25 protein-coding genes are annotated in these 22,550 nt (G+C 43.0%); 15 read left to right on the top strand and 10 right to left on the bottom strand.

Annotated features, from left to right (window positions below; translation table 11 throughout):
• The first annotated feature begins 120 nt into the window (after positions 1-120).
• On the top strand, positions 121-693 hold the full coding sequence (locus tag ESP131_RS10225) for a YdhK family protein (protein WP_029343434.1): 573 nt from the start codon (positions 121-123) through the stop codon (positions 691-693).
• Positions 694-753: 60 nt separating this feature from the next.
• Here the strand turns inward: ESP131_RS10225 and ESP131_RS10220 are convergent, their stop codons facing one another.
• Genes ESP131_RS10220 through ESP131_RS10205 form a run of 4 tightly spaced genes read right to left on the bottom strand, consistent with a single transcriptional unit; the run spans position 754 to position 4,333 of the window.
• Positions 754-1,425: a response regulator transcription factor gene (locus ESP131_RS10220; RefSeq protein ID WP_029343435.1), complete on the bottom strand. Its 672-nt coding sequence runs from the start codon at positions 1,423-1,425 to the stop codon at positions 754-756.
• Positions 1,422-2,738, bottom strand: coding sequence for a sensor histidine kinase (locus ESP131_RS10215; protein WP_069940637.1), 1,317 nt, complete (start codon positions 2,736-2,738; stop codon positions 1,422-1,424). Before ESP131_RS10215 ends, ESP131_RS10220 begins: the two co-directional genes overlap by 4 nt.
• A 52-nt stretch (positions 2,739-2,790) precedes the next feature.
• Positions 2,791-3,597: a hypothetical protein gene (locus tag ESP131_RS10210; protein WP_069940636.1), complete on the bottom strand. Its 807-nt coding sequence runs from the start codon at positions 3,595-3,597 to the stop codon at positions 2,791-2,793.
• A gap of 37 nt (positions 3,598-3,634) precedes the next feature.
• Positions 3,635-4,333: a cytochrome c biogenesis CcdA family protein gene (locus tag ESP131_RS10205; RefSeq protein WP_034786404.1), complete on the bottom strand. Its 699-nt coding sequence runs from the start codon at positions 4,331-4,333 to the stop codon at positions 3,635-3,637.
• A 229-nt stretch (positions 4,334-4,562) separates the two neighbouring features.
• On the opposite strand from ESP131_RS10205, the gene ESP131_RS10200 reads away from it, so the two are divergent.
• The 4 genes from ESP131_RS10200 to ESP131_RS10185 all read left to right on the top strand — a co-directional run bounded on the left by ESP131_RS10200 (position 4,563) and on the right by ESP131_RS10185 (position 8,732).
• The gene (locus ESP131_RS10200; protein WP_069940635.1) at positions 4,563-5,282 is read left to right on the top strand and encodes a peptidoglycan DD-metalloendopeptidase family protein; all 720 of its coding nucleotides are present in this window, start codon (positions 4,563-4,565) and stop codon (positions 5,280-5,282) included.
• A 183-nt stretch (positions 5,283-5,465) separates the two neighbouring features.
• Positions 5,466-6,041 (top strand): recombinase family protein, encoded by a 576-nt coding sequence (locus ESP131_RS10195; protein ID WP_069940634.1) that lies wholly within the window; start codon positions 5,466-5,468, stop codon positions 6,039-6,041.
• A 200-nt stretch (positions 6,042-6,241) separates the two neighbouring features.
• Entirely contained in the window at positions 6,242-6,610 is a 369-nt protein-coding gene (locus ESP131_RS10190) for an ArsR/SmtB family transcription factor (RefSeq protein WP_017474136.1), read from the top strand.
• Positions 6,603-8,732 (top strand): heavy metal translocating P-type ATPase, encoded by a 2,130-nt coding sequence (locus tag ESP131_RS10185; RefSeq protein ID WP_069940633.1) that lies wholly within the window; start codon positions 6,603-6,605, stop codon positions 8,730-8,732. Before ESP131_RS10190 ends, ESP131_RS10185 begins: the two co-directional genes overlap by 8 nt.
• Before the next feature lie 200 nt (positions 8,733-8,932).
• Here the strand turns inward: ESP131_RS10185 and ESP131_RS10180 are convergent, their stop codons facing one another.
• Positions 8,933-10,471, bottom strand: coding sequence for a heavy metal translocating P-type ATPase (locus tag ESP131_RS10180; protein WP_083254800.1), 1,539 nt, complete (start codon positions 10,469-10,471; stop codon positions 8,933-8,935).
• A 2-nt stretch (positions 10,472-10,473) separates the two neighbouring features.
• The gene (locus tag ESP131_RS10175) at positions 10,474-10,806 is read right to left on the bottom strand and encodes an ArsR/SmtB family transcription factor (RefSeq protein WP_083254799.1); all 333 of its coding nucleotides are present in this window, start codon (positions 10,804-10,806) and stop codon (positions 10,474-10,476) included.
• Positions 10,807-11,000: 194 nt separating this feature from the next.
• Between ESP131_RS10175 and ESP131_RS17070 the strand changes: the two genes are divergently transcribed.
• The 6 genes from ESP131_RS17070 to ESP131_RS10145 all read left to right on the top strand — a co-directional run bounded on the left by ESP131_RS17070 (position 11,001) and on the right by ESP131_RS10145 (position 17,543).
• Positions 11,001-11,360 carry a copper resistance CopC family protein gene (locus ESP131_RS17070; protein WP_069940631.1) on the top strand — a complete coding sequence of 120 codons (360 nt, stop codon included), beginning with the start codon at positions 11,001-11,003 and terminating at the stop codon, positions 11,358-11,360.
• A 121-nt stretch (positions 11,361-11,481) separates the two neighbouring features.
• Entirely contained in the window at positions 11,482-12,573 is a 1,092-nt protein-coding gene (locus tag ESP131_RS10165) for a copper resistance D family protein (protein WP_069940630.1), read from the top strand.
• A gap of 197 nt (positions 12,574-12,770) precedes the next feature.
• Positions 12,771-12,995: a type II toxin-antitoxin system RelB family antitoxin gene (relB, locus tag ESP131_RS10160; protein WP_026829710.1), complete on the top strand. Its 225-nt coding sequence runs from the start codon at positions 12,771-12,773 to the stop codon at positions 12,993-12,995.
• Positions 12,992-13,261, top strand: a complete 270-nt coding sequence (locus ESP131_RS10155) for a type II toxin-antitoxin system RelE family toxin (protein WP_058266059.1) — start codon at positions 12,992-12,994, stop codon at positions 13,259-13,261. The genes relB and ESP131_RS10155 overlap by 4 nt, the downstream gene beginning before the upstream one ends.
• A gap of 372 nt (positions 13,262-13,633) precedes the next feature.
• Positions 13,634-14,329, top strand: a complete 696-nt coding sequence (locus ESP131_RS10150) for an ABC transporter ATP-binding protein (RefSeq protein WP_069940629.1) — start codon at positions 13,634-13,636, stop codon at positions 14,327-14,329.
• Positions 14,322-17,543 carry an ABC transporter permease gene (locus tag ESP131_RS10145; protein ID WP_069940628.1) on the top strand — a complete coding sequence of 1,074 codons (3,222 nt, stop codon included), beginning with the start codon at positions 14,322-14,324 and terminating at the stop codon, positions 17,541-17,543. Before ESP131_RS10150 ends, ESP131_RS10145 begins: the two co-directional genes overlap by 8 nt.
• A 115-nt stretch (positions 17,544-17,658) precedes the next feature.
• Here the strand turns inward: ESP131_RS10145 and ESP131_RS10140 are convergent, their stop codons facing one another.
• A complete protein-coding gene (locus ESP131_RS10140; RefSeq protein ID WP_050677872.1) occupies positions 17,659-17,943 on the bottom strand; it encodes a hypothetical protein in 285 nt (94 codons plus the stop codon).
• A complete protein-coding gene (locus tag ESP131_RS10135; RefSeq protein WP_064300933.1) occupies positions 17,940-18,242 on the bottom strand; it encodes a DUF2089 family protein in 303 nt (100 codons plus the stop codon). Before ESP131_RS10135 ends, ESP131_RS10140 begins: the two co-directional genes overlap by 4 nt.
• 187 nt (positions 18,243-18,429) lie before the next feature.
• Here ESP131_RS10135 and ESP131_RS10130 point away from each other — a divergent pair, with 187 nt between their 5' ends.
• Genes ESP131_RS10130 through ESP131_RS17040 form a run of 4 tightly spaced genes read left to right on the top strand, consistent with a single transcriptional unit; the run spans position 18,430 to position 20,487 of the window.
• Positions 18,430-18,843 carry a DUF4064 domain-containing protein gene (locus ESP131_RS10130; protein ID WP_047395297.1) on the top strand — a complete coding sequence of 138 codons (414 nt, stop codon included), beginning with the start codon at positions 18,430-18,432 and terminating at the stop codon, positions 18,841-18,843.
• Positions 18,844-18,867: 24 nt separating this feature from the next.
• The gene (locus ESP131_RS10125) at positions 18,868-19,557 is read left to right on the top strand and encodes an ABC transporter permease (RefSeq protein ID WP_069940627.1); all 690 of its coding nucleotides are present in this window, start codon (positions 18,868-18,870) and stop codon (positions 19,555-19,557) included.
• Positions 19,557-20,000, top strand: a complete 444-nt coding sequence (locus ESP131_RS17045; RefSeq protein WP_335583349.1) for an ATP-binding cassette domain-containing protein — start codon at positions 19,557-19,559, stop codon at positions 19,998-20,000. Before ESP131_RS10125 ends, ESP131_RS17045 begins: the two co-directional genes overlap by 1 nt.
• A 10-nt stretch (positions 20,001-20,010) precedes the next feature.
• Entirely contained in the window at positions 20,011-20,487 is a 477-nt protein-coding gene (locus ESP131_RS17040) for an ATP-binding protein DrrA1-3 family domain-containing protein (protein ID WP_335583348.1), read from the top strand.
• A 103-nt stretch (positions 20,488-20,590) separates the two neighbouring features.
• On the opposite strand, the gene ESP131_RS10115 is transcribed toward ESP131_RS17040, so the two are convergent.
• Together ESP131_RS10115 and ESP131_RS10110 are read right to left on the bottom strand one after the other, a co-directional pair.
• Positions 20,591-21,550 (bottom strand): FecCD family ABC transporter permease, encoded by a 960-nt coding sequence (locus ESP131_RS10115; protein ID WP_156772528.1) that lies wholly within the window; start codon positions 21,548-21,550, stop codon positions 20,591-20,593.
• Between the two features lie 5 nt (positions 21,551-21,555).
• A complete protein-coding gene (locus ESP131_RS10110) occupies positions 21,556-22,539 on the bottom strand; it encodes a FecCD family ABC transporter permease (protein WP_069940625.1) in 984 nt (327 codons plus the stop codon).
• Positions 22,540-22,550 lie beyond the last annotated feature (11 nt).

Raw genomic sequence — 22,550 nt, 5'->3', positions numbered from 1 at the left:
TCCACCCATGAATTTTATATTTTTTCAATGTGTTACTTTTCTGCTCTCTGCAATGTTTCTGCAAATTTATGTGATAAAGTCTATGGAAAGCATAAAAAAAAACACTTGGAGGTAATTTTTATGAAATTAAAGAAAAAGATTTTTATGACAACTATGGCTGCTTCGCTTTCTTTAGCACTCGCTGCGTGCGGAAGCAATGGTGATGATTCTAAATCAACAGGAAGCATGGATAAAAATATGGACGGTATGGATCATTCGACGATGGACATGTCTGGATCGAAAGAGGTTCCGAAAGGGCTCCAAGAGGCTAAAAACCCTAAATTTAAAGTTGGCGACATGGCGATGATCAAAGAAGCACATATGGAAGGCATGAAAGGGGCCGAGGCTAAAATTGTAGGAGCTTATGATACTACTGCTTATAGCATTTCTTATGACCCTACAAATGGCGGGAAACGCGTCACGAATCATAAATGGATTATTCAAGAAGAGATTGTAGATGCCAAGTCATCTCCTTATGAAGTAGGCGATGAAGTAAAAGTAGACGCGGATCATATGAAAGGAATGAAGGATGCTACGGCCACTATCGACTCAGCTAAGCAAACAACAGTGTATATGATTGATTTCGAATCGACTACAGGTGAAGAAGTGAAAAATCATAAATGGGTGACTGAAGACGAACTATCTGCAGAATAAACGATAAACAAGAGAGGAACGGTTTTTTAACCGTTCCTCTCTTGTCTTATTTCTCCTTATTTAAGGAACCCACTTGTAACCAATTCCCCATACTGTGCGAAAGTGTTCTTCAATAGGAAACTCGAGTTTCCTAAGTTTTTCTCTTAAGTTTCTTACATGAGAGTCGACCGTTCGTTCATCTGTCCACTCATTTGCTAACCATAAACTTGAGAGTAGTTCCTCTCTTGAATAGACACGTTCTGGATTTTTTAATAACTTAGCAAGTAATGAAAATTCCTTTGGCGTGACTTTGACTAAATGATTATCATAATACAGCTCATGGGCGTCTTCATTTAAGATTAGACCCGACGATTCGATTTTTGATCCTGAAGAAACTGTAGTTCGTCTGAAAATCGATTGAATTCTTGCCTTCAATTCCGCCTCGTCGAACGGTTTCACAATGTAATCATCTGCTCCCAGTTGTAATCCTTTTACGATTTCTTCTTTTCCGTCGAGTGCTGTCAATAAAATGATTGGTACATTCGAAACTTCCCTTATCCTTTGACAGGTCTCAAAACCATCCATTAAAGGCATCATCACATCCAATATGATTAAGTCAGGCTCATCTACATCAATCAAGTTCAATATCTCTCTTCCGCTGTTCAGCTTAATACAGGTATAACTGTCTTGCAGATAGAGTTCAATCAGTTCTAACATTCGATTCTCATCATCTACCAAAGCAATGGTTCTCATCCTGGAATCCCCCTCAAGTCAATGACAACCTTCAGCCCGTTTTCTACATTAATAGCTACGATGGTCCCTTTGTGCGCTTCAACTATTTCTTTCGTGATAGCCAAACCGAGCCCAGTACCTCCTGTTTCACGATTTCGTGAAGAATCTACTCGATAAAAACGATCAAAAAGATACGGGAGTGATTGCTCATCCACACCACCACCTTCATCCGTAACTTCAATAAAGTTTTCATCAATTTTTAAAAATACGCGTTTGTTCGCATGTGTATATTTTAGCGCGTTATCCAGTAAATTTAAGAGAACCTGATCGAATCTAGCTTGGTCTATCTCTTTGTAGATGGGAGTTTTATTAATTTGAAGAATTAATTTCACTTGTTTCTCCTCAAATTTAAAAATTATTCTTTCACTGATTTGTTTTAAGAAATCATTCATCTCTGTGATCTGAGGATCTATTTGAAAATGTGGCTCTTCCAATCTAGCAAGTTCAAACAAATCCTCAATCAGTTCTTGAAGTCTTTCGGATTCCTCATAGATAATATCTCCAAATCTCGATTCGTTTTTTTTGAGGAGTCCTGCATATCCTTTGATGTAGGTAATCGGCGTACGCAATTCATGTGTGATTGAAGTCAGAAATTGCTTTCTTGTATTTTGAATGTGACGTAAATCAACAGATAACTTAGTGATCGCTCGTGCTAAATCTCCTACTTCGTCGCTTCTCTCAGCTTCTCTGATTTTCAGCACCTCGCCTTTACTTAACTTTACCGTTGCCTCTTTCATTGATAAAAGTGGCTTTATAATGATATAACTCAAAAAATAAACACTTACTAATAGAAAAAGTATTAACAAGAATAGAGAGAACACTACTTGTTGTTTCAATTCCCCCATCAAATGCTGTATATACTTCGTCGGCTCTAACATGATTATTTGACCGCCATCTTCAATATTACTCACCGTCACTAAAAATTTGCCCTCTCTCCAATTACCTTCTACGATTCCATCCTTTTTTTGAATCCAATCCGGGTTCAAAAATTGTTCAGCGTCGTTAGATGAATCGACGACTTGATTATTTTTGTCTAAGATAATCACATCAGTCATCGCCTTTTCCTCCATTAAAACAACGTGTTCAACTGTTTGCTTGTCGAAGTTAGTGGAAAGAACATCTCGATGACTATTGCCTCTCTCTTGAAGGCTCTCCAGTTCACTTTCTACTTGTTGATGCTCAAGAATGTTGTATACAATAGCAGATGAGAAAATGAAAATCATGAGAATCCCGACAAAATAAAATAACGTTATTTTAAATGAAAGTTTATTCATAAAGTACCTTTCTCATTTAAGATGATTGCATATAAAAACAAACTGTTGAGATTTAGAAAAGAAAGTATTCTTCATTTAGGCGATACACAAAAGAGCTTTTATCATTTGATTCTTTTAAAAGGACAATTCCTTGAATATTACTCCACAAATAATTAGCGAAATCATAATCACTAAAAATAGCCTCACGAGTAGAACGCGTCATGAAACATTCTATTTTTGTAATCGTATACATTCCCTCCGAATCACGTTGATAATCGAAAGAAAAAGAACCCTTTATATTAAGCCTTTGAGCAATTATTGCTACGCACTCCTCTAAAATCGAGTTGGCAAACACCTCGTATGAAAGAACAGTATCTTGGTACCGTTCATACTCTTCTCTCATAAAACAGCAAATCACTTCACTAGATCGATAATCGACATATGCATCAATTTTCCCCACCTTTACACCTTCAGGCGCATTCTTTATCTGGTCAAAAGAATAAGTGAAAGTATTACCTTGAACCGAAAATGAATCATGAAGTACTGTTTTATCCCAGTCAAAGGATGTTATAAACGCTACGTTATTTTTTCTCATTTTCAACTTATGTTTTGATAACGTAGATGCTTCTTGTTCGCTTAAAGGGATAATCCAGCCTATTTCTTGAGAAGTACAATATTCAATCAGATTACTAATATACCCTTCTTCTGATTCTTTTTTTGAAAATGAATCAAAATATTTAAAATCAGGAAATAGCTTTCGAACCCATCCTTCTTTTGAAGAAATATGAATATCTATACTTACAGGCTTAAGTTGTTTTATGTTCTCCATCACTTTCCAGTTTTCCTCTACTCCCATTATCAAGACATTTTCACGAGACATTTACGATGCATCTCCTCTCGAAATAGAAAATAGAGCGTCAGAACCCTCTAAACCCTGTAAAATCAATCAATATTGTAGTTAGTTTCGTCAGACCATCGAAATACAATATGATACCTAATAAAATCATAAACCAGCCACCTATTTTCATAACCTTTGAAGAATAATTCATTAAGTATCTGGATTTCCCGACCAAAAACGACATCAAGAAAAATGGAATAGAAAAACCTAGTACATAAAAGAGCATATATAAAAATCCATTACTAGGATTCGTGGCGATCAAAGCAATAACTCCAGCGAGGATTGGTCCTGTACAAGGAGTCCATCCAGCAGCCGATCCGACTCCGACAATAAACGTTCCGATATAACCACGCTTTCTTTTTCCTAAGTTCATTCTTCGCTCTTTAAGTAAAAATATTGGGGTCCACAGACCAGTTAAAATAACACCGAATATGAATAAAATAAGTGCACCGCTCATCCGTAGAACATCTTTATACACTATAAAAAAATCAGCCAAATATGACGTTGAAAAACCCATCACTAAAAATACGCTCGAAAATCCAAGTAAGAAAACGAATGTATGGGGAACACCATTCCAGTTCCACTTTTTATTTTCTTTTAACTCTGTAACTGAAATTCCTGTAATGTAAGATAGAAAAACAGGATACAAAGCTAGGCAACATGGCGAGATAAAAGATAAAAACCCTGCTCCAAAAGCTAACAAAAAAGATAACTCCATCAAATTCCTCCCGAACTCTAAAAAATAAATCTTTTTTAAGATGTATAAAAAAGAAATGTGTTTAATTTTAAACATAAAATCTGTTTGTGAAAAAACTATGCATTTTTTGATTAAATCTCGTATCAATTTTTGAAATGAATTTGATACACTTTTTTGTAATATAGTGATGCTATACTCCTTTTAACAAATCGTTTGTCACCGTATCTTTATCTTTAAAGGAGTACAACTAATGAAAAACAAGGTAATACTTATCGCTTCTAGCGTCTTACTCACAACAACTTTTTCAATGCATAGCCCAAAAGTTGAAGCAAGTAGTGCATATAAAGTAAAAGTAAAGACAGACGGTCTCCGTGTTCGGACTGGTCCTTCTCTCAATTACAATATAGTCGGCGTGACTAACACTGGTCAGACTTTTTCTTATTTAGGAAAAAAAGGAGCTTGGACAAAAGTACTTTACAAAGGGAACACACGGTATATCTATAGTTCTTACCTAAAAAAATATAAGAGCCACGTTGCAAAAAAAATGACGTATAATGAGTCTCTTTTTGCTTCTCCTACTAAAGGGAGGCTGACCCAAGGATACGGAAAATCTAATGGCGCTTACGGTTATACATTCCATAATGGCGTTGATCTAGCTGCAACAAAAGGCACACCTGTCTATGCTTCTGCGAGTGGAAAAGTCACTACCTCTAAAAACAGCGGTGCATATGGTAAACACGTTATGATTTCACATAGTCTAAAGAATCAAAAATACGTAACCGTTTATGCTCATATGAATAGTCTTTCGGTAAAAAGTGGTCAGACAGTCTCTAAAGGTATGAAGATTGGAACAGTTGGGAATACAGGAAACTCGTTCGGAAATCATTTACACTTTGAGATTCATAAAAACAGTTATAAATACAGCAGTTATTCTGCAGCGAATAGTGTCAACCCATTGAACTATTTGTAACCTAAAAAAAGAAGAGAGGATGTCCTAAGACAGCATCTTTTCAGATCATAGAAAAACCCTCATTTCGACGTCGAAATGAGGGTTTTTCTATGATCTGAAGCGACTTCATCAAGTCATTTATTTTGAAGTGGATTGCTGTGATCTAGCGTCTCATAAGACTTGTCTCAAAAGTGAGGTGATATTTTGCGGAAAATTGGTTATGTACGTGTCAGTTCAACTAGTCAAAACCCTTCAAGACAATTTCAGCAGCTAAGCGAATTCGGAATGGATATTATATACGAAGAAAAAGTTTCTGGGGCAACGAAGGAACGTGAGCAACTTCAAAAAATGTTAGAGGACTTACAAGATGGTGACACCATTTATGTTACAGATTTAACTCGAATTACTCGTAGTACACAAGATTTATTTGAATTGATCGATTACATACGAAGGAAAAAAGCCAGCTTAAAATCACTCAAGGATACATGGCTAGATTTATCAGAGGATAATCCATACAGCCAATTCTTAATTACAGTAATGGCTGGTGTTAACCAGGTAGAGAGAGATCTTATCCGTATGCGTCAACGTGAAGGGATTGAGCTGGCTAAGAAAGAAGGAAAGTTTAAAGGTCGGATAAAGAAATATCATAAAAATCATGCGGGAATGAATTATGCAGTAAAGCTATATAAAGAAGGAAATATGACTGTAAATCAAATTTGTGAAATTACAAATGTGTCTAGGGATTCATTATATAGAAAGCTATCGGAAGAGAACAAATAGTTCAGTCCTATTCCATTAATTGGCCAGATAATGTTATGTACTTAAAGTCTTATGCAGTTTGGTTATTTTGTTATTAGAATTGGGTACTCCAATTCTTTTTTTATGAATTTTTTTACTCATTCAAATAAACACTTGAATGAATTATTAAAAATGGTTATACTATATTCAAATAAACACTTGAATGATATTGGGGTGAGAATGTGATTAAGAAAGATACTTGTGAAATTTATTGTTATGACGAAGAAAAGGTCAATCGAATACAAGGTAATTTACAGACAGTAGATATTTCTAGTGTTGCCCAAATGTTAAAAGCTATTGCAGATGAAAATAGAGCAAAAATTACCTATGCTTTATGTCAAGATGACGAACTGTGTGTGTGTGATATAGCAAATATTATAGGTGTTACGGTTGCAAATGCCTCTCATCACCTGCGAACGCTCCATAAGCAAGGGATTGTTAAGTTTCGAAAAGAGGGAAAACTTGCATTTTATTCATTAGATGATGAGCATATCAGACAAATTATGATGATTGCATTGGCACATAAGAAAGAGGTGAAGATCAATGTCTAGTGGGAAAGCAAAACTGTCTGAAGAAGAAATGAAAGCCTATCGTGTTCAAGGATTTACTTGTACTAACTGTGCAGCCATTTTTGAAAATAATGTTAAAGAACTTCCCGGTGTTCAGGATGCGAAAGTAAATTTCGGAGCATCTAAAGTTTATGTTAAAGGGACGACAACCGTTGAAGAATTAGAAAAAGCAGGAGCATTTGAAAATTTAAAAATTCGAGATGAAAAAGAACAAAGGGTAGAACGAGAACCTTTTTGGAAGCAGAAAGAAAACATTAAGGTATATATATCAGCTCTTTTACTTGTAGTTAGCTGGTTCTTAGGAGAGCAGTATGGTGAAGAGCATGTTCTATCGACAATTGGTTATGCAGCGTCCATTTTAATCGGTGGATATTCGTTATTCATTAAAGGTCTCAAAAATCTAAGCAGATTAAATTTCGATATGAATACGCTTATGACTATTGCAATTATAGGAGCTGCAATCATTGGTGAATGGGGTGAAGGGGCAACCGTTGTTATCCTATTTGCGATTAGTGAAGCATTAGAGCGTTATTCAATGGATAAAGCACGTCAATCTATTGAATCTTTAATGGATATTGCCCCAAAAGAAGCGTTAATTCGACGAGGCAATGAAGAAATGATGATTCATGTTGATGATATTCAAGTTGGAGACATCATGATTGTTAAGCCCGGTCAAAAGTTAGCAATGGATGGAATAGTGGTTAAAGGTACATCGACATTAAATCAGGCTGCGATTACAGGTGAAAGTGTTCCAGTAACGAAAACCACAAATGATGAAGTATTTGCAGGAACCTTGAATGAAGAAGGGTTACTTGAGGTTAAAGTAACAAAACGAGTTGAAGATACTACTCTTTCAAAAATCATTCACTTGGTAGAAGAAGCCCAAGCAGAACGGGCCCCTTCTCAAGCGTTTGTCGATAAATTTGCAAAATACTATACACCAGCTATTGTCATACTAGCTCTTTTAATTGCGGTAGTTCCACCATTATTTGGCGGAGACTGGAGCCAATGGATTTATCAAGGCTTAGCTGTATTAGTGGTTGGTTGTCCTTGTGCCTTAGTAGTCTCAACTCCAGTTGCTGTGGTTACAGCAATAGGAAATGCAGCGAAAAATGGTGTTTTAATTAAAGGTGGTATCCATTTAGAAGAAGCAGGACACTTAAAAGCGATAGCCTTTGATAAAACAGGAACATTAACCAAAGGTATTCCTGCTGTAACAGACATTGTGACATATGGTAGAAATGAAAATGAATTAATGACCATAACAGCAGCCATTGAAAAAGGATCACAGCACCCTCTTGCTTCAGCGATTATGCGAAAAGCAGAAGAAAATGGATTAAAATTTAACGAAGTAACAGTAGAGGATTTTCAATCCATTACAGGTAAAGGCGTTAAAGCCAAAATAAATAATGAAATGTATTATGTGGGAAGTCCAAATCTTTTTGAGGAATTACACGGAAGCATTTCAAGCGATAGGAAAGAAAAAATTGCCGATATGCAAACTCAAGGTAAAACGGTGATGGTGTTAGGAACAGAAAAAGAAATTCTTTCGTTTATTGCCGTAGCCGATGAAATGAGGGAATCGTCTAAAGAAGTTATCGGCAAGTTGAACAATATGGGAATCGAAACAGTGATGCTAACAGGCGATAACCAAAGAACGGCAACAGCCATCGGAAAACAAGTTGGTGTTTCGGATATTAAAGCTGACTTACTTCCAGAAGATAAGCTTAATTTTATTAAAGAACTTCGAGAAAAACATCAAAGTGTGGGGATGGTCGGAGATGGCGTGAATGATGCTCCAGCCCTTGCGGCATCTACCGTTGGTGTAGCAATGGGTGGTGCTGGAACTGATACAGCTTTAGAAACGGCTGACATCGCCTTAATGTCTGATGATTTGAGTAAATTGCCATATACAATAAAATTAAGCCGTAAGGCTTTAGCAATCATCAAGCAAAACATTACCTTCTCTTTGGCGATTAAATTAGTGGCATTACTTTTGGTCATGCCCGGTTGGTTAACACTTTGGATAGCTATATTTGCTGATATGGGAGCAACTTTACTTGTAACATTAAACAGTTTACGCTTATTGAAAATCAAAGAATAGGTTCTAAAATGGGCGTCAACTATCGGGTGCGATCATTGAAAACAATGTTATGCTTCAAAAGGGATATCAACAGGAAATATACAACTAAAGGACGCTTTAACTGAGCAACGGAAAAAGCCAAATTTCTCAATTGATGTTGAGAAATTTGGCTTTTTAGTATGGGAATTTCCTTAGCATTGTAAATCCGCATTTTCCTGACGCTACCCCTTATAGAACCACTCTCCCCAACTACCAAGTTGGAGTAAAGGTGGGACGATCATCAGCAACAATGCACCTAGGAAGACGAACGGTGTATACACTTTCGCGAAACGATCGATGAACGCTTCACTCGGTGCTTTATTATCCTGCGCTTCCTCGACCAGTTCAATGATGTGCGCAAGCGTCGTCTCTTGATACGTCTTCTCGACGATCATGTCGAACGAACGATCCATGTTGAGCGTTCCGGCAAATACGTGATCGCCTTCCTTCTTATCGACAGGAATCGATTCGCCCGTGATCGGTGCTTGATTGATGGTCGTCGTCCCGTTCAGGATCGTGCCGTCCAGTGCAACCTGATCACCTGGTCGAATCCGGAGGATTTCTCCGACTCGCACCGCTTCCACCGGTTTACGTCTAGCGTCCCCGTCCGTCAGCACGAAGGCTTCCTTCGGAGACAGTTCAATCAGTTTCTGAATGGAATTGCGCGTCCGCGCAAGGGAGCGATTCTGAAGCAAATTGCCGATGGCAAAGAGGAAGACGACGGTCGCTCCCTCGAGCCACTCCCCGATACATGCGGCACCGATGGCTGCTACGCTCATCAATACGTTCATGTCGAGTGAGCGGGCACGGACGGCATAATAGGCACTCCGGAAAACTCTCCCCCCACTGAGGATCAAGGCGATACCGTACAAAACATTCGGAAGATACGCTACTCCGCTCGTTTGGATGAGCAATCCCAGACCAATCAAAATCCCGGACAGGATCAAGGAGATCGCCTCGAACGACCGAACCGGTGCCTCGGACGTTTTCTTTCCCTTGACGTATCCATCGAAACCGATCTTGTTCAGCTCGCTTTGGACTTGTCGAGCATCCAGATGATGGTCGATTTCCATCTCCCCACGGGCAAACGAAACTGTGACGGTCTGGACATTTTGCATCTTTTGAAAGTGTTGTTCGATCGTCTTAGCACAGCTACTACAGTCCATCCCGGAAACGGTGAATGTTTGGACGAGCTGATCTGATTTATCGGGAAGGATGAGATGGAATCCTAATTTTCGGACTTCCTCCCCTAAACGACGATCATCTGGTTCTTCTTCACTGTCGATCTTCAGACGAGCAGCACCATATTGGACGGACACTTGCTGGTACTCCGGTATCGTCGCCACCCCCTTCTCTAGCGTCGCGGCGCAAGAGGGACAATCCATCCCTTCTATTCGGTAGGTATACGTCGCACGAGTAGCGAGGTTCGATGCTGATCCAGGGCTACTCGAGGCGCAACATGACGCATCGTCCGGATTCACCTTCTCCAGTGGCACCTTACTACAGCATGTCTCCGTATCGTTAGGCGGAGACTCAGAAGGTTCCGTTTGTAACGACGTACCCGCTAATTCGGAGGTCGTACAACAACTTGTCTGATCCGCCTTTCCACGTTGCGTGTCCGCGCTCGAGGTACAGCACGTCGTTGTCGGTAAAGAAGCGTTCTTCCCTTCTTTTGGAGCGCTCTCCTTCGAAGAGTCATTGTTACAACAGGAACTTGCCATCTTTACGCCTCCTCGATGTGATGTTCACAACAAGCAGATTCCTGACCGATTTCTAACGTCAGTTCTCCAAACAGTCGCAATAATTCTCGTACGGTATCGTTTCGCAACGAGTAGTACCCGAACTTCCCATGTGTCCGTTTTTGAATCAATCCGCATCCTTTTAGACACGCCAAGTGTTGCGAGACGTTGGACTGATTTCCTTGAATCGCTTCGACGATTTCCGTGACGGTTTTCTCTCCGTCACGGATACATTCTAAGATCTGCAATCGTGTCTTATTAGAAAAACCATGTACGACCCTTACCTTTAAGTCCAATGGTTCCAGTAATTGTTCCAAAATATTCACTCCTTTTTCATATTCGAATCCGCTAATATATTATCATCATATTAGTATTTCCTAATGTAAGCGTCAAAAAAATAATGGACTGGATTTTCTTCCTTATCTTTTCGACCATACATACCTACACATGAAGGAGTTGACACGATGTATCAAAAAAGCTTTCTCCTTTTGTTGCTTACGGGCGCATTATAGTGGTTCCCTCCGCACATACCGGGCTGGAATCTTCCACTCCGGGAGCGAATCAGACTGTTCAACCAACTGACAAACTGACCCTCCGTTTTGAATCCGAGATCGAGGCTGGCGGTAGTCTTCAAGTATCCGCCGTGGATGCTTCCGACATCCTTGAGGGGACGTTCACTCAAGAAAACGAACGGATGATTTTGACACTTGACCGTCCCATGGCGCCAGGGAAATACCAGGTCGATTGGAAAATCATCGGGACAGATGGACATCCGATCAATGTACATATACATTCACTGTCGTATCAAGTAATACTACGTCCGAACCAGAAGAGGAGACATCATCTGTTCAAAAGGAAACGAAAAAAGTAGCACCTTCTCAGGTCACTACTCGCACGACGGAAGATGGCAGATTTCCCTTCTGGATTGCCGGAGGCTTGTTCGTCTTGGCGTTGTATGGTTTCTACCAGATTATCCTGAAGGGGCGGAAGCGATGACCGCGCTCTATCTGATCGACGATACGCTCCTCTACGGTTGTCTTGCGCTGTTGATCGGTTTCTTTTCCGTCCAGCTCATCCCTCGTTCTTACCGACCTGACGTATCGCTTTCAATCCGCTGGGTTCGCATGCTCATCGTGCTGATGCTGTTATCCTTTTCCCTGTCCGTCTTACGAATCGTACTGTATTTATATGAAGAGATCGGTTTTTGGATAACACTGCGATCCGTGTTACTTACATTCGAGGCAAGGAACGCTTGGATTCTGATGGTTCTCTGGAGTGTACTCCTTCTCATCGTCATCAATCGTGCATCACTCAGTCCTGGACGTATAAAACTAGGGGTATTCCTTGTTATGGCGATGGTCGTTACGTTCGCGTGGTCCGGGCACCCCTCTAGCATCAAAGGGGCAGAAGGCATGCTCGTACATTCTATTCACGCACTCGCCGTCTTCATCTGGACCGGTGGATTGCTCATACTCGGCTTTTGGAGTCCATCAGATCGTAACTGGGGCATCTTCCTCGAATGGTTCAAACCACTCGTGACGCTATGTTTCTTACTGATCGTCGGTTCCGGCATCTATCTGATGTCTGTCGTCGTGCAGGTAGAGGAGTATTCCGATTCCTGGATTTTACCGTATGGACAAGCCTTACTCTGGAAACACGTCCTGATTCTACCCGTGCTGATCATCGGTATCATGAACGGGAAGTGGAGTTACGCGTCTCCTGAACGATCGTTTGAAGTCCGACGGATGCGGATGGAAGGCATCTTGATCCTGCTTCTCTTCACAGCTACTGCGTGGCTCGGTCAACAGGAACCCCCTCACTCGATCAAGGATACTCTTCAATCCAGCGGGGCTGGTCCACTGTCAGGGTTTCTTTTCCCTAGCTTGCGTTTCACCTATTCTGATATCCGGTTCGAGCCGACCATGATATCCCTCATCTTGATGGCAATCAGCCTCCTTTTCGTGGGATTGTTGGTGTACGTCATCCGATCAACCCAAGACTCCATCAAGACCCTCTATCTTGGATTAGGCGTCTCGATCTCATTATTTTTCGCAGCGTTGTATAGCATTTCCGTGTATTTATGATCCTCCACATGAGCATTTCAGCGTGTGCGACGTCTTATACAAAAAGAAAGGCACGCGATACAGCAGCCTTTCTTTTTTCATACTTATTCATCATTTTCATACTAGTTGTAACAGGTTCAATCCTATTTTAAATCGGTGCCATTTCTAGACTACTACTGGAATATGTATTACAATGTATTACAAAGGAGCTGATAATCATGAGTACCATTTCCGTACGTCTAGATGATCAAGATACACGACTCATCAAGGAATATGCGAAAGCGAAGAACATCACGATTTCTACACTCGTTCGCGATGCCGTCCTCGACCGTATCGAAGATGAAATCGATTTACAACTCTATCATGATTCGATGGCAGCACACCGTAAAAAATCAGAAGCGATCTCTTTCGACGATATGATGAAAGAACTTGATTTAGAATGACAGCATATACGGTAGAGTTTGAGCGCGGAGCTCAAAAGTCTCTCAAGAAGATGGACCCTCAACAAGCGCGGATCATCATGTCCTGGATCAAGAAGAATCTGGTCGGGACGGATGATCCGCGTCGTCATGGTAGAGGGCTCGTCTCGAACAGATCGGGTGAATGGCGTTATCGCATCGGTGATTATCGTCTGATTGCTGACATCCAGGATGAAAAAGTCGTGATCTTAATTCTCGAAATAGGACACCGTCGAGATATTTACAAATGATCGTCGTGAAGAATATTTAAATACTTAACCTTTCAAATAGCATAGCTACTATAAAAGGAAGTCCACATCATTTCTCAGATGTGGACTTCCTTGTTTCATTTTGCTTGTCTTGACACGGAAGTTATCTGTATTCGTATGTAATATTAACTGATACCTACTTGATGAGCAGGAACAAAGATATTCATTATTCAAAGAGTAGAACGAATATGTTTACTAGAATAGATTCATTACTTCGAAAATTGACTTATTTTTCAGATATTTCTGTATTTTTACGGTTTAATAAGAGTGTTTTTATGATTATAATAGGAAAGTAATGGATTTTATAACTTAAATATGGGATTAAATAACTATTACTTTTAGGAGGTAAGGTACATGGCTTATTCGTTTACGTGCAAAAGTATAACGAAATCGTTCCAGACAGGTGAAAACGAGACGTTCGCATTACACGACATCCAGCTCGACTTCGCCGAAGGTGACTTCATTTCGATTATCGGACCTTCCGGTTCTGGTAAGTCGACGTTGCTCAGTATTCTCGGGACACTCGATACTCCGACTTCAGGCGAATTACTGTTTGATGCAAAAGACATCTCCAAATTGAATGCGAAGCAACTCTCGGACTTACGCTTCGAGAATATCGGTTTCATCTTCCAGCAGTTTCATCTCATCCCGACGCTGACGGCACTCGAGAACGTGCTCGCTCCGCTCTTCGGACGCAAGGTCGACTATGATAAGGAAAAACGGGCACTTGAGCTCCTCGAGGAGGTCGGACTCGCAGACAAGATTCACTCTCTCCCTTCGCAACTTTCTGGTGGACAACAGCAACGTGTCGCCGTCGCCCGCGCTCTCATCCATCGCCCGAAGTGGTTGCTCGCGGATGAACCGACTGGGAATCTTGACACAGCAACCGGTGAGGTCATCTTCAGTCTATTAACGAAACTGAACCGTGAGAACGCCTGTGGCGTCTTCTTCGTCACGCATGATCCTGAACTAGCCGCACGCGCGAACCGGACGATCACGATGAAAGATGGTCGGGTTGTTGATCCATCGGAGGTCCCTGCCTATGCTTAAGTTCATCTGGAATTCGTGGTGGCGTAACAAAGAACGATTCATTCTCCTTCTCGTCGGTGTCCTGATCGTCAGTACCGGACTCAGTTACTTGATCGGTACGACGCAAGCCAATAACGGAACCGTCGTCGATGAACTGCAAAAACGCTGGGGTTCCTCTTACGATATCGTCGTCCGACCGGAAGGCAGCCGGAGCGTAACAGAAGACTTGAAGTTACTCGAGCCCAACTACATGAGTGGGCTCGACGGCGGGATCACCCGCAAACAATACGAAACGATCAAAAAAATGACTGACGTCGAGGTCGCTGCCCCAATCGCGATGATTGGGTATAATCAAACAGTTTCGAGTGTCGGTACGCATACCATCGATCAAGAAGGCATCTATAAACTAACGATCAAAGACACGCAAGATACCGGGTTACAGAACGAATCCTCGAGTGGCGTCACCTTCTTAGCAGCAGGATGGGAACCTACAGGAAATGCCAAAAAATCAGGTGTGTCTCCCCTTCCACTTGGAAAACAACCGTTATATGAGTATGGAAGTCAAGTCATGATTGCAGGGGTTGATCCCGAAGCGGAAGCCGCACTCGTCGGCTTGGACAAAGCGACGACCAAAGGAACCTATAGTAACTATTTTTCAAAAGATGATCAGGTCACCTCGTTCAGGGAAGATGGTGTCCAAATTCCGATCCTGTTGAACAATCGTGAATATGTCGATGCGTCGCGCATCTACACGTACGAAAAAGTGGAGCTGCCGTCGAAAAAGAAATCCATTAACGATCTGGTACAACAAGTCGAACAAGAAGGCGGAAAAAAATACTTAGATTCCTTACCGACAAGTGGTGCGAAACGTTATACGATTACGACACAAGATGTCCAGAAGAAGCTCGTCAATGATATTTTGAAACACACGTTACCGACCGCTGAAGAGACGAACAGCAATTCCTTTACATGGATTGCCTTAAAACCGTCTCCGATCGACTACCGTTCGATCAAAAGTCCTTACGCTTCACGTTGGCCGTTCACCTATCAAGTCCAACCGAAACAAGTCGACCAAGATTCCTTGCTCGCTAAACGCAGCATGTACCGGGAAGCGCGCATGTTCGGAAAAGATAGCGTGGATTGGCCCAAAGTCAACTTAAACTATATCGGGGTCTTCGATCCGAAGAAATTGAATATCTCGAAAGACCCGCTGACAGAACTGCCGATGGAGACGTACTTCCCGTCAAAAGCCCAGTGGGTCATGGATAAAAATGAACGTCCCGTCAATCCGGTTCGAGACGTTAAACCAACAAATGATCCATATGATTTCCTGACGAAACCACCGTCGATGCTGACGACGCTCGATGCTGCGTTTAAAATTCGTGGTGCCAAAGCGATTTCTGCCATCCGCGTCAACGTCAAAGGTGTCGAGACGATGAATGCTGCTAGCGAGAAGAAGCTCCAACAGGTGGCAGCAGAAATCGAACAAAAGACAGGCTTGATCACGGACGTGACACTTGGTTCCTCGCCGCAGCTCGCTTTGACCTATTTACCGGGTTTAAAAGACGAATCAGCACTCGGATGGGTCCAACAACCGTGGATCAAGCTCGGCTCTTCGATTGCGATCTTCCAGGAAGCAAAAGTCGGGATGAGCGGCATCATCGCCAGTGTCATCGCTGTCGCGCTCGTCTATGTCTTCAGCTCGAACATCATCCTGCTGTATGCACGAAAGAAAGAATTCGCGATTTTACTATCACTCGGTTGGCGTCCGCGCCAGCTGTCGAAACTATTGTTCCTCGAGGCCACGCTGCTCGGAACACTCGTCGTCTTGATTGCCTGGACGATTCTCGGTTCGTTCTGGGTCACGACGGACAACCCGATTGCGATCGGTCGAATTTTATTGATTGGTCTTGCTGGTTTACTTATTTACTGGGGTGGAACGATCGTGCCGATGACGCTCATCCGTCGGATCAAACCGTACGAAAGCATGCGTTCCGGTGAAGTCTCAAAAGGTCGCCGTTTCGTTCGTGCGCGTAGCGCCCTCGGGATGAGCATCAATCAGCTCGTCACGTACTGGCAACGGACATTGCTTTCGGTCGTTGCGATCGCCTTACCGACGAGTCTGTTCATCTTCTTCCTCTTCATCACGTTCCGACTGAAAGGCGTCTTGTACGCAACGTGGCTCGGTGAATATGTCGCGCTTGAAGTGGGGACGATGCATTACGTCGCGATGGGTGTCGCTTTACTGATTGCCATCCTGACGACGACAGAAATCATGTGGCAAAACGTCAATGAACGGAAAAGTCAGCTCGCCGTCCTTAAAGCGACGGGGTGGCAAGACGGTCAAGTTCGTTTACTCGTGCTAAGTGAAGGCATGATGACAGGACTCTGCGCTGGCGTGATTGGTCTTCTGACAGCACTTGGGATGATCGGCTTCGTTTACGGACAATTTCCGGTCCAAGAGCTTGGTTTCCTCAGCATCATGCTCTTGATTCCAGTGATCACCGGCGTGTTAGGCGCCTTACTTCCTGCCGAGCGTGCCGTCCGGATCACACCGAATGCCGCACTCGGTAGCATCGTCGAAAATACGCAAGCAACAGAACGGCGTTTCAAATGGGCACTCGGATCCATCGCCGCTTCCTTGTGTATCGGAGTGGCAAGCCTATTCTTATTCGCCTCAACGGAATCCTCGACGACCACAGCACCACAGAGTGCACCTCAGCAACAAACAAGCGGACAAAAAATAAAAAACTTGGCTTCTGAAACGAAAGCGTCAACCGACAAGAAAACTGACAATCAGAAAGCACTTAAAAAACTAATGAATAAAGGAGTCATCCAAACGTACCCAGGTGATCCAGAAGCGACATCTCAGATGTTTTACGTCAAATCTCTCATTCCGACGCCAAAAGAACTCAATCTAAAGGAAAAGGTCGGCTATCGCTATGTCACGATTCCTATTGTCATGTACGATCCCGGCAATCCAATAAAAGGATCTTATGCTATCTATCGTCCTGGAACGTATATTCTGACGTCACTAGACGGTAAAGAATACGAAACCGTTGATTATGTCAATCATAATGAGAAAGCATTTAGAAACAGTTATCAGTATTTCTCTCCATATAAGTCAACCGTTGATTTAGTCTATCAAGTTCCTGATGACCAGAAGGTATTCGTTCTCTTTGCGGCGGATGATGCGTTTCCAAAGGATACGACAGTGAAGATTGAACTCGATTAATATGCCGTAATATGAATCTAGCACGGAACGCATAAATGAGAGTAGCCTCGGTTTCATCATCGAAACCGAGGCTACTCTCATTTTTCACAAAAAAAACGATATGTATCGTTGTAACTCACAATGTATCGTGAACGCGCATCCGTTCTAGTTCTTTTTCTTGATTCTCTTTAAGCTTCTTTCGACCACGCGACCATTGTTCCCACAGTGAAATCATGCCGACTCCTAAAATCAATACATAGGCTAAAAAACTATTGTATCTACCATCAAAGTAACGCCATGTCAGAAAAATCACTAGAACGATTGGCATGATGATACCGAGATACGGATTGTGACGGCTTGATAAGAAATACTGTATTCCTAAACAGATGCTGATAATTAGAGCAGAAATGAAAAAGTTCATTGATTGTTACCCCTCTCAAGTCGATATTTTTCGATGATTTTTTTGGCATCTTCAATCGTGATCCGGTCTTCGATAGCCATTTGTTTAATGTATGCGATGAACGGTTCATTCTCGATTTTCTCATTCACTTCGATTTTCTGAATGATTCGATCGACGCGAATCCGGACTGTGGGATAGGAGACATCATAATGTTTCGCCAGTTCTTTCAAAGAACCCGAGCTTATGATGAATTTTTTAACGAATTCCATCTCTTCCAATTCTAGAGATAAAACCCAATCTGGAACATCATCTTTTTTCATTTACCATTTCCCTCCCATGCCACCATAATAGCATCCAATTAAATAAAGTTAAAGTATTTTTGATATTTATTAAACATTTAACCAATAATTAATTAAAATATATTCATTATTTCGCTTGTCATAGTGATTCGAGTCATGGTAGTTTAGGATTATCAAATCGGAAAAATAAGGAAAAGGAGTGTTCTACTTGAAAAGAACAACGGAATACATATTTGCTGTCATCGGTATCGTCTTGTTTGGATCATTATGTTTAGGTGGGTTTCTATTGTCTGGATCGATTGCGGATCACGCTGGCATGAAGGATTTGGTCGATCAATTCATCCAGGATGAGAACATTACGGATGTCACGTCTACCCAAATCCTCACATCCTTCCAACAATTCTTCTTGTACCTTGGTGCCGTCTCTCTTTTATGTACGATAGGCGGAATCGTCTCAATCGTCCGGATTCGCAAAAACGGTTCAGCAGGAAAGATGTTGATCATTACTGCAATTCTTGGTGGGATTTTCACATTACTCGCCGGTGTCTTTGGTTCAATCGCTTATTTGATCGCCGGTATCACTAACGTCACGAAGAATAAAAAGATAGCACGGCAATACTAAACTCAAACAGAAAGGTGTGTCGATATGTTCGCGATTACACTTCGAGAATTTAAATCGCTTTTCCAAAGTATTCGGGCCATCCTGATCATCGTCGTCTTGTTCGGTGTGACGATTGGTTCTGCTAAACTCGTCAGCCAGTTTAAAGGACAACTCAGTGATCTCGGTCTAGGTGACAACGCCTATATCATCGGTTTGATGCTGCTTCTGTTCTTAGCATCTCCTTTATTCGTGACGAGTATTTCTCATAGTAGCGTCAACAAAGAGATTGAATCGAAGACGATTCGTTTTCTCGCGACGAAAACATCTCGTGAGAACATCATTTTCGGGAAGTTTTTAGGCAACGTATCATTTTGGGTCCTCTGTCTGACAGTTGCCCTCTTGTTGATCGTCCCGTTTTCAAAATCGTTCCCGATCGTCGATTTGATCCAGAGTATCATCTTCGTCTCTTACTTCATTGGTCTGTCGCTGTTTCTTTCAACAGTCGTCAGTAACTCCGCGATGACGATGTTCGTCGGCATCTTCATCTCGATCGCGCTTCCGGTCATCGGGATGTGGAGTCTTATTTCGAAGAATGTCATCGTTGATACGTTGTCTTACTTGACGCCCTATTATTACTATACGCAAGAAAACACTGCATACACGTACCTTATCTTGATCCATATCGCCGTCTTCGTCATCGCGAGCTTGATGATTTTTAAAAGGAGAGATTTATGATGCTAGCTCTTCGAGCAACCAATCTAACGAAACAGTATGGCAATAAGACCGTCGTCAACCAATTGAATCTCGAAATCAAACAAGGGGCTATCTTCGGCTTCCTTGGTCAAAATGGCGCCGGTAAATCAACATTCATCAACATGATAACGGGTCTTGTCCGTCCGACATCCGGAACGTTCGAGTTACTCGGAGCACCGAACGATTCCTTGAAGGACGTCCGGACCCGAATCGGCGTCCTCCCGGATTACTCGACCTTTTACGAAAACTTCACGGCGCTCGATCACTTGAAGTATTTCAGTAAAGTCCTCGGTCTGAAGACGACGACGGACGAGTTAAAACAACTCCTCCGTGATGTACAACTCGAAGACGCCATCGATGTGAAAACGAAGAACTACTCCTTTGGGATGAAAAAAAAAGCTCGGGATCGCCCAAGCCCTGATTAATCGACCGGAAATGCTATTTTTAGATGAACCGACGTCTGGCGTTGATGCCAACTCGATTCTCGGGATTCATACTTTGATTCGTAAGATCGCAGCAGACGGAACGACGATTTTCTTAACGTCTCATAACTTAGACGAGGTCGAAAAACTGTGTACGGAGATTGCGATCATGCAGGATGGATCGATTCAGACGCAAGGCACGATGGAGGAGTTACGGGAACAACATGAGAAGAACATCACCGTTCATGTAAAACATGCGTCGCTCGACAATGATACACAACAACATCTGCAGACCAAGTTGTCGACACTTGCGAAAGACGTCAACGTCTCCTCTACTCATTCGACGTTCATCGTCCAAAGTGAACACGATATTGCTACGATCAATAGCTACCTCGTCTCGCAACACGTTAACGTGTATCGACTCGAAGTAGAGGAAGCTTCTTTGGAAGAGATTTTCTTGAACTTAGGTTCAGAAATCCGCTCGGCATAAAGTGAAAAACATGTCTCGTGTTCCATCTAATAAAAACTTCTATACAATAATCCCCCATTCCAATTATGAAATGAGGGGGATTGTTTTGTTTTGTTTCATCCGTTTAAGCCGTCCGTTCCCTTCGTAAGAGATACAGGAAGTACGGTACACCGATGATTGCTGTGATCAATCCGGCTGGCACTTCAAGCGGCGGATGAATCCCGCGTCCAAGCGCATCAGCGACGACGAGTAACCCACCACCGAGTAACAGCGCCATCGGTAAGACGGCGATATGTTTATGTCCGACAAGACGCCGTGCCATATGTGGGGCAATCAAACCGAGGAAACCAATCGCACCGACCGTCGCGACGGCAACACCGGCTAGGACAACAGCGAGCGCCAAGAAGACGTGCCGCGTCCGCTGAATCGGTAAACCGAGACCAATGCTGACTTCCTCACTGAGTGATAAGACATCGAGTTGACGGTGTCGATAGAAGAGGATCGCACCAATCACGACGAGCACCGGCGCTAAGATCAAAACTTCCTGCCACCCTTTCCCGAACAGACTTCCAGCAAGCCAGACGAGTGAATCGTTCGTCTGGAGTGGAAATTTAATCAACAGGTATTCTGTTCCTGAAGCACAGATCGCACTAACGGCGATACCAAGTAACGCAAACGAACTGCGGGAGACGTTTCCTCCACGCTCTAGCATCATCAATGCCAGCATGACGAGTGCTGCTCCGATAAAGGCGGCGATCGGTGTCAACAAGAGCGGACCATCCGGCACTAAGGCAATCGTCAAAACGGCGAACAGAGACGCTCCGTTCGTCACTCCGATCACGTCCGGCGAGATCAATGGATTACGGATGACGCTTTGTAAGATGACGCCAGCAAGTGCGAAACTCGCTCCTGCTAAAAAGGCGAGGACCGTTCGCGGCAGACGGTAATTTTGGACGATGAAAGCATCCTTTCCACCAAAGAACGACTGCCAGAGTTCCATTAACGACAATTGAATCGAACCGACCGACAGTAAGGCGAAGCTCGTGACAAGAACTAAAACTGCGACAAGTAAAATCCGACGCATGTCTCTCATCGTAATCCCCCTTTCATCTGGCGGCGTGCCAAGATAAGGAAGAAGGGTGCCCCGAGCAATGACGTCACGATGCCGACTGGTGATTCATACGGATAGGCAATGAAGCGCGCCAGGACATCGGCGTACGTCAACACCAGACCACCGATGACGGCAGAGACGGGTAAGACGATTCGGTAGTCCTCGCCAACGAGTCGACGTGTGATATGCGGCACCATCAGACCGATGAAGCCAATTGCTCCGGCGACGGCAACCGTCACGCCTGCGAGTAAGACGACACTGATGCCGACAAGCAGACGGATCCGCGTCACTTTTTGACCGAGTCCGACCGCGACGTCTTGTCCCAGTTGGAAGACGGCGAGCGACTTCGCAAGACTTGCCGCAAGAATCAAACCGGCGAGCGACCACGGTAAGACGATCCGGAGTTCGAGCCAGCTTGCATCACTGAGCGAACCAGACAACCAGTACAAGACGTTCGTGATTCGATCATTGAACAAAATCAAGCCTTTCGTTAGCGACGTCAACAAGAGATGGATCGCCATCCCGACGAGGGCAAGTTTTAACGCCGTCATCCCGCGAATCGAAGCGAACGAAAAGACGAGCACGCCACCGAGTAAGGCACCGGCAAATGCGAAGTAAAGCAAGTTCGCCGTCCCGAGTGACGGAAAGATGAGCAGGCTTAAGACGACGAGAAACGACGCACCGGCATTGACCCCAAAGACTTGTGGTGAAGCGAGCGGATTCCGTGTCACAGCTTGCATGATCGCTCCAGCGACAGCAAGGTTTGCTCCGAGCAACAATCCGAGTAAGAGACGCGGCAAGCGCAGATTCGTCAGGACGAGTCCCGCTTTAGAGGTCGTGCCACTGATCCACTCCTGCACTAAGTGGACCGGATTCATCTGTGTGATACCAAAGAACAAGCTACTATAAACGGCCAAGCAACTGAGTAAGATAAGTACGAAAATCAGACGTTTCCGCTGCACCGGATCTTTCC

The sequence above is a fragment of the Exiguobacterium sp. U13-1 genome, from assembly GCF_001750115.1.
GTDB lineage: Bacteria > Bacillota > Bacilli > Exiguobacteriales > Exiguobacteriaceae > Exiguobacterium_A > Exiguobacterium_A acetylicum.
Note: the sequence above shows the minus strand (reverse complement) of the source record. Positions and strands in the feature narration are given on the sequence as shown.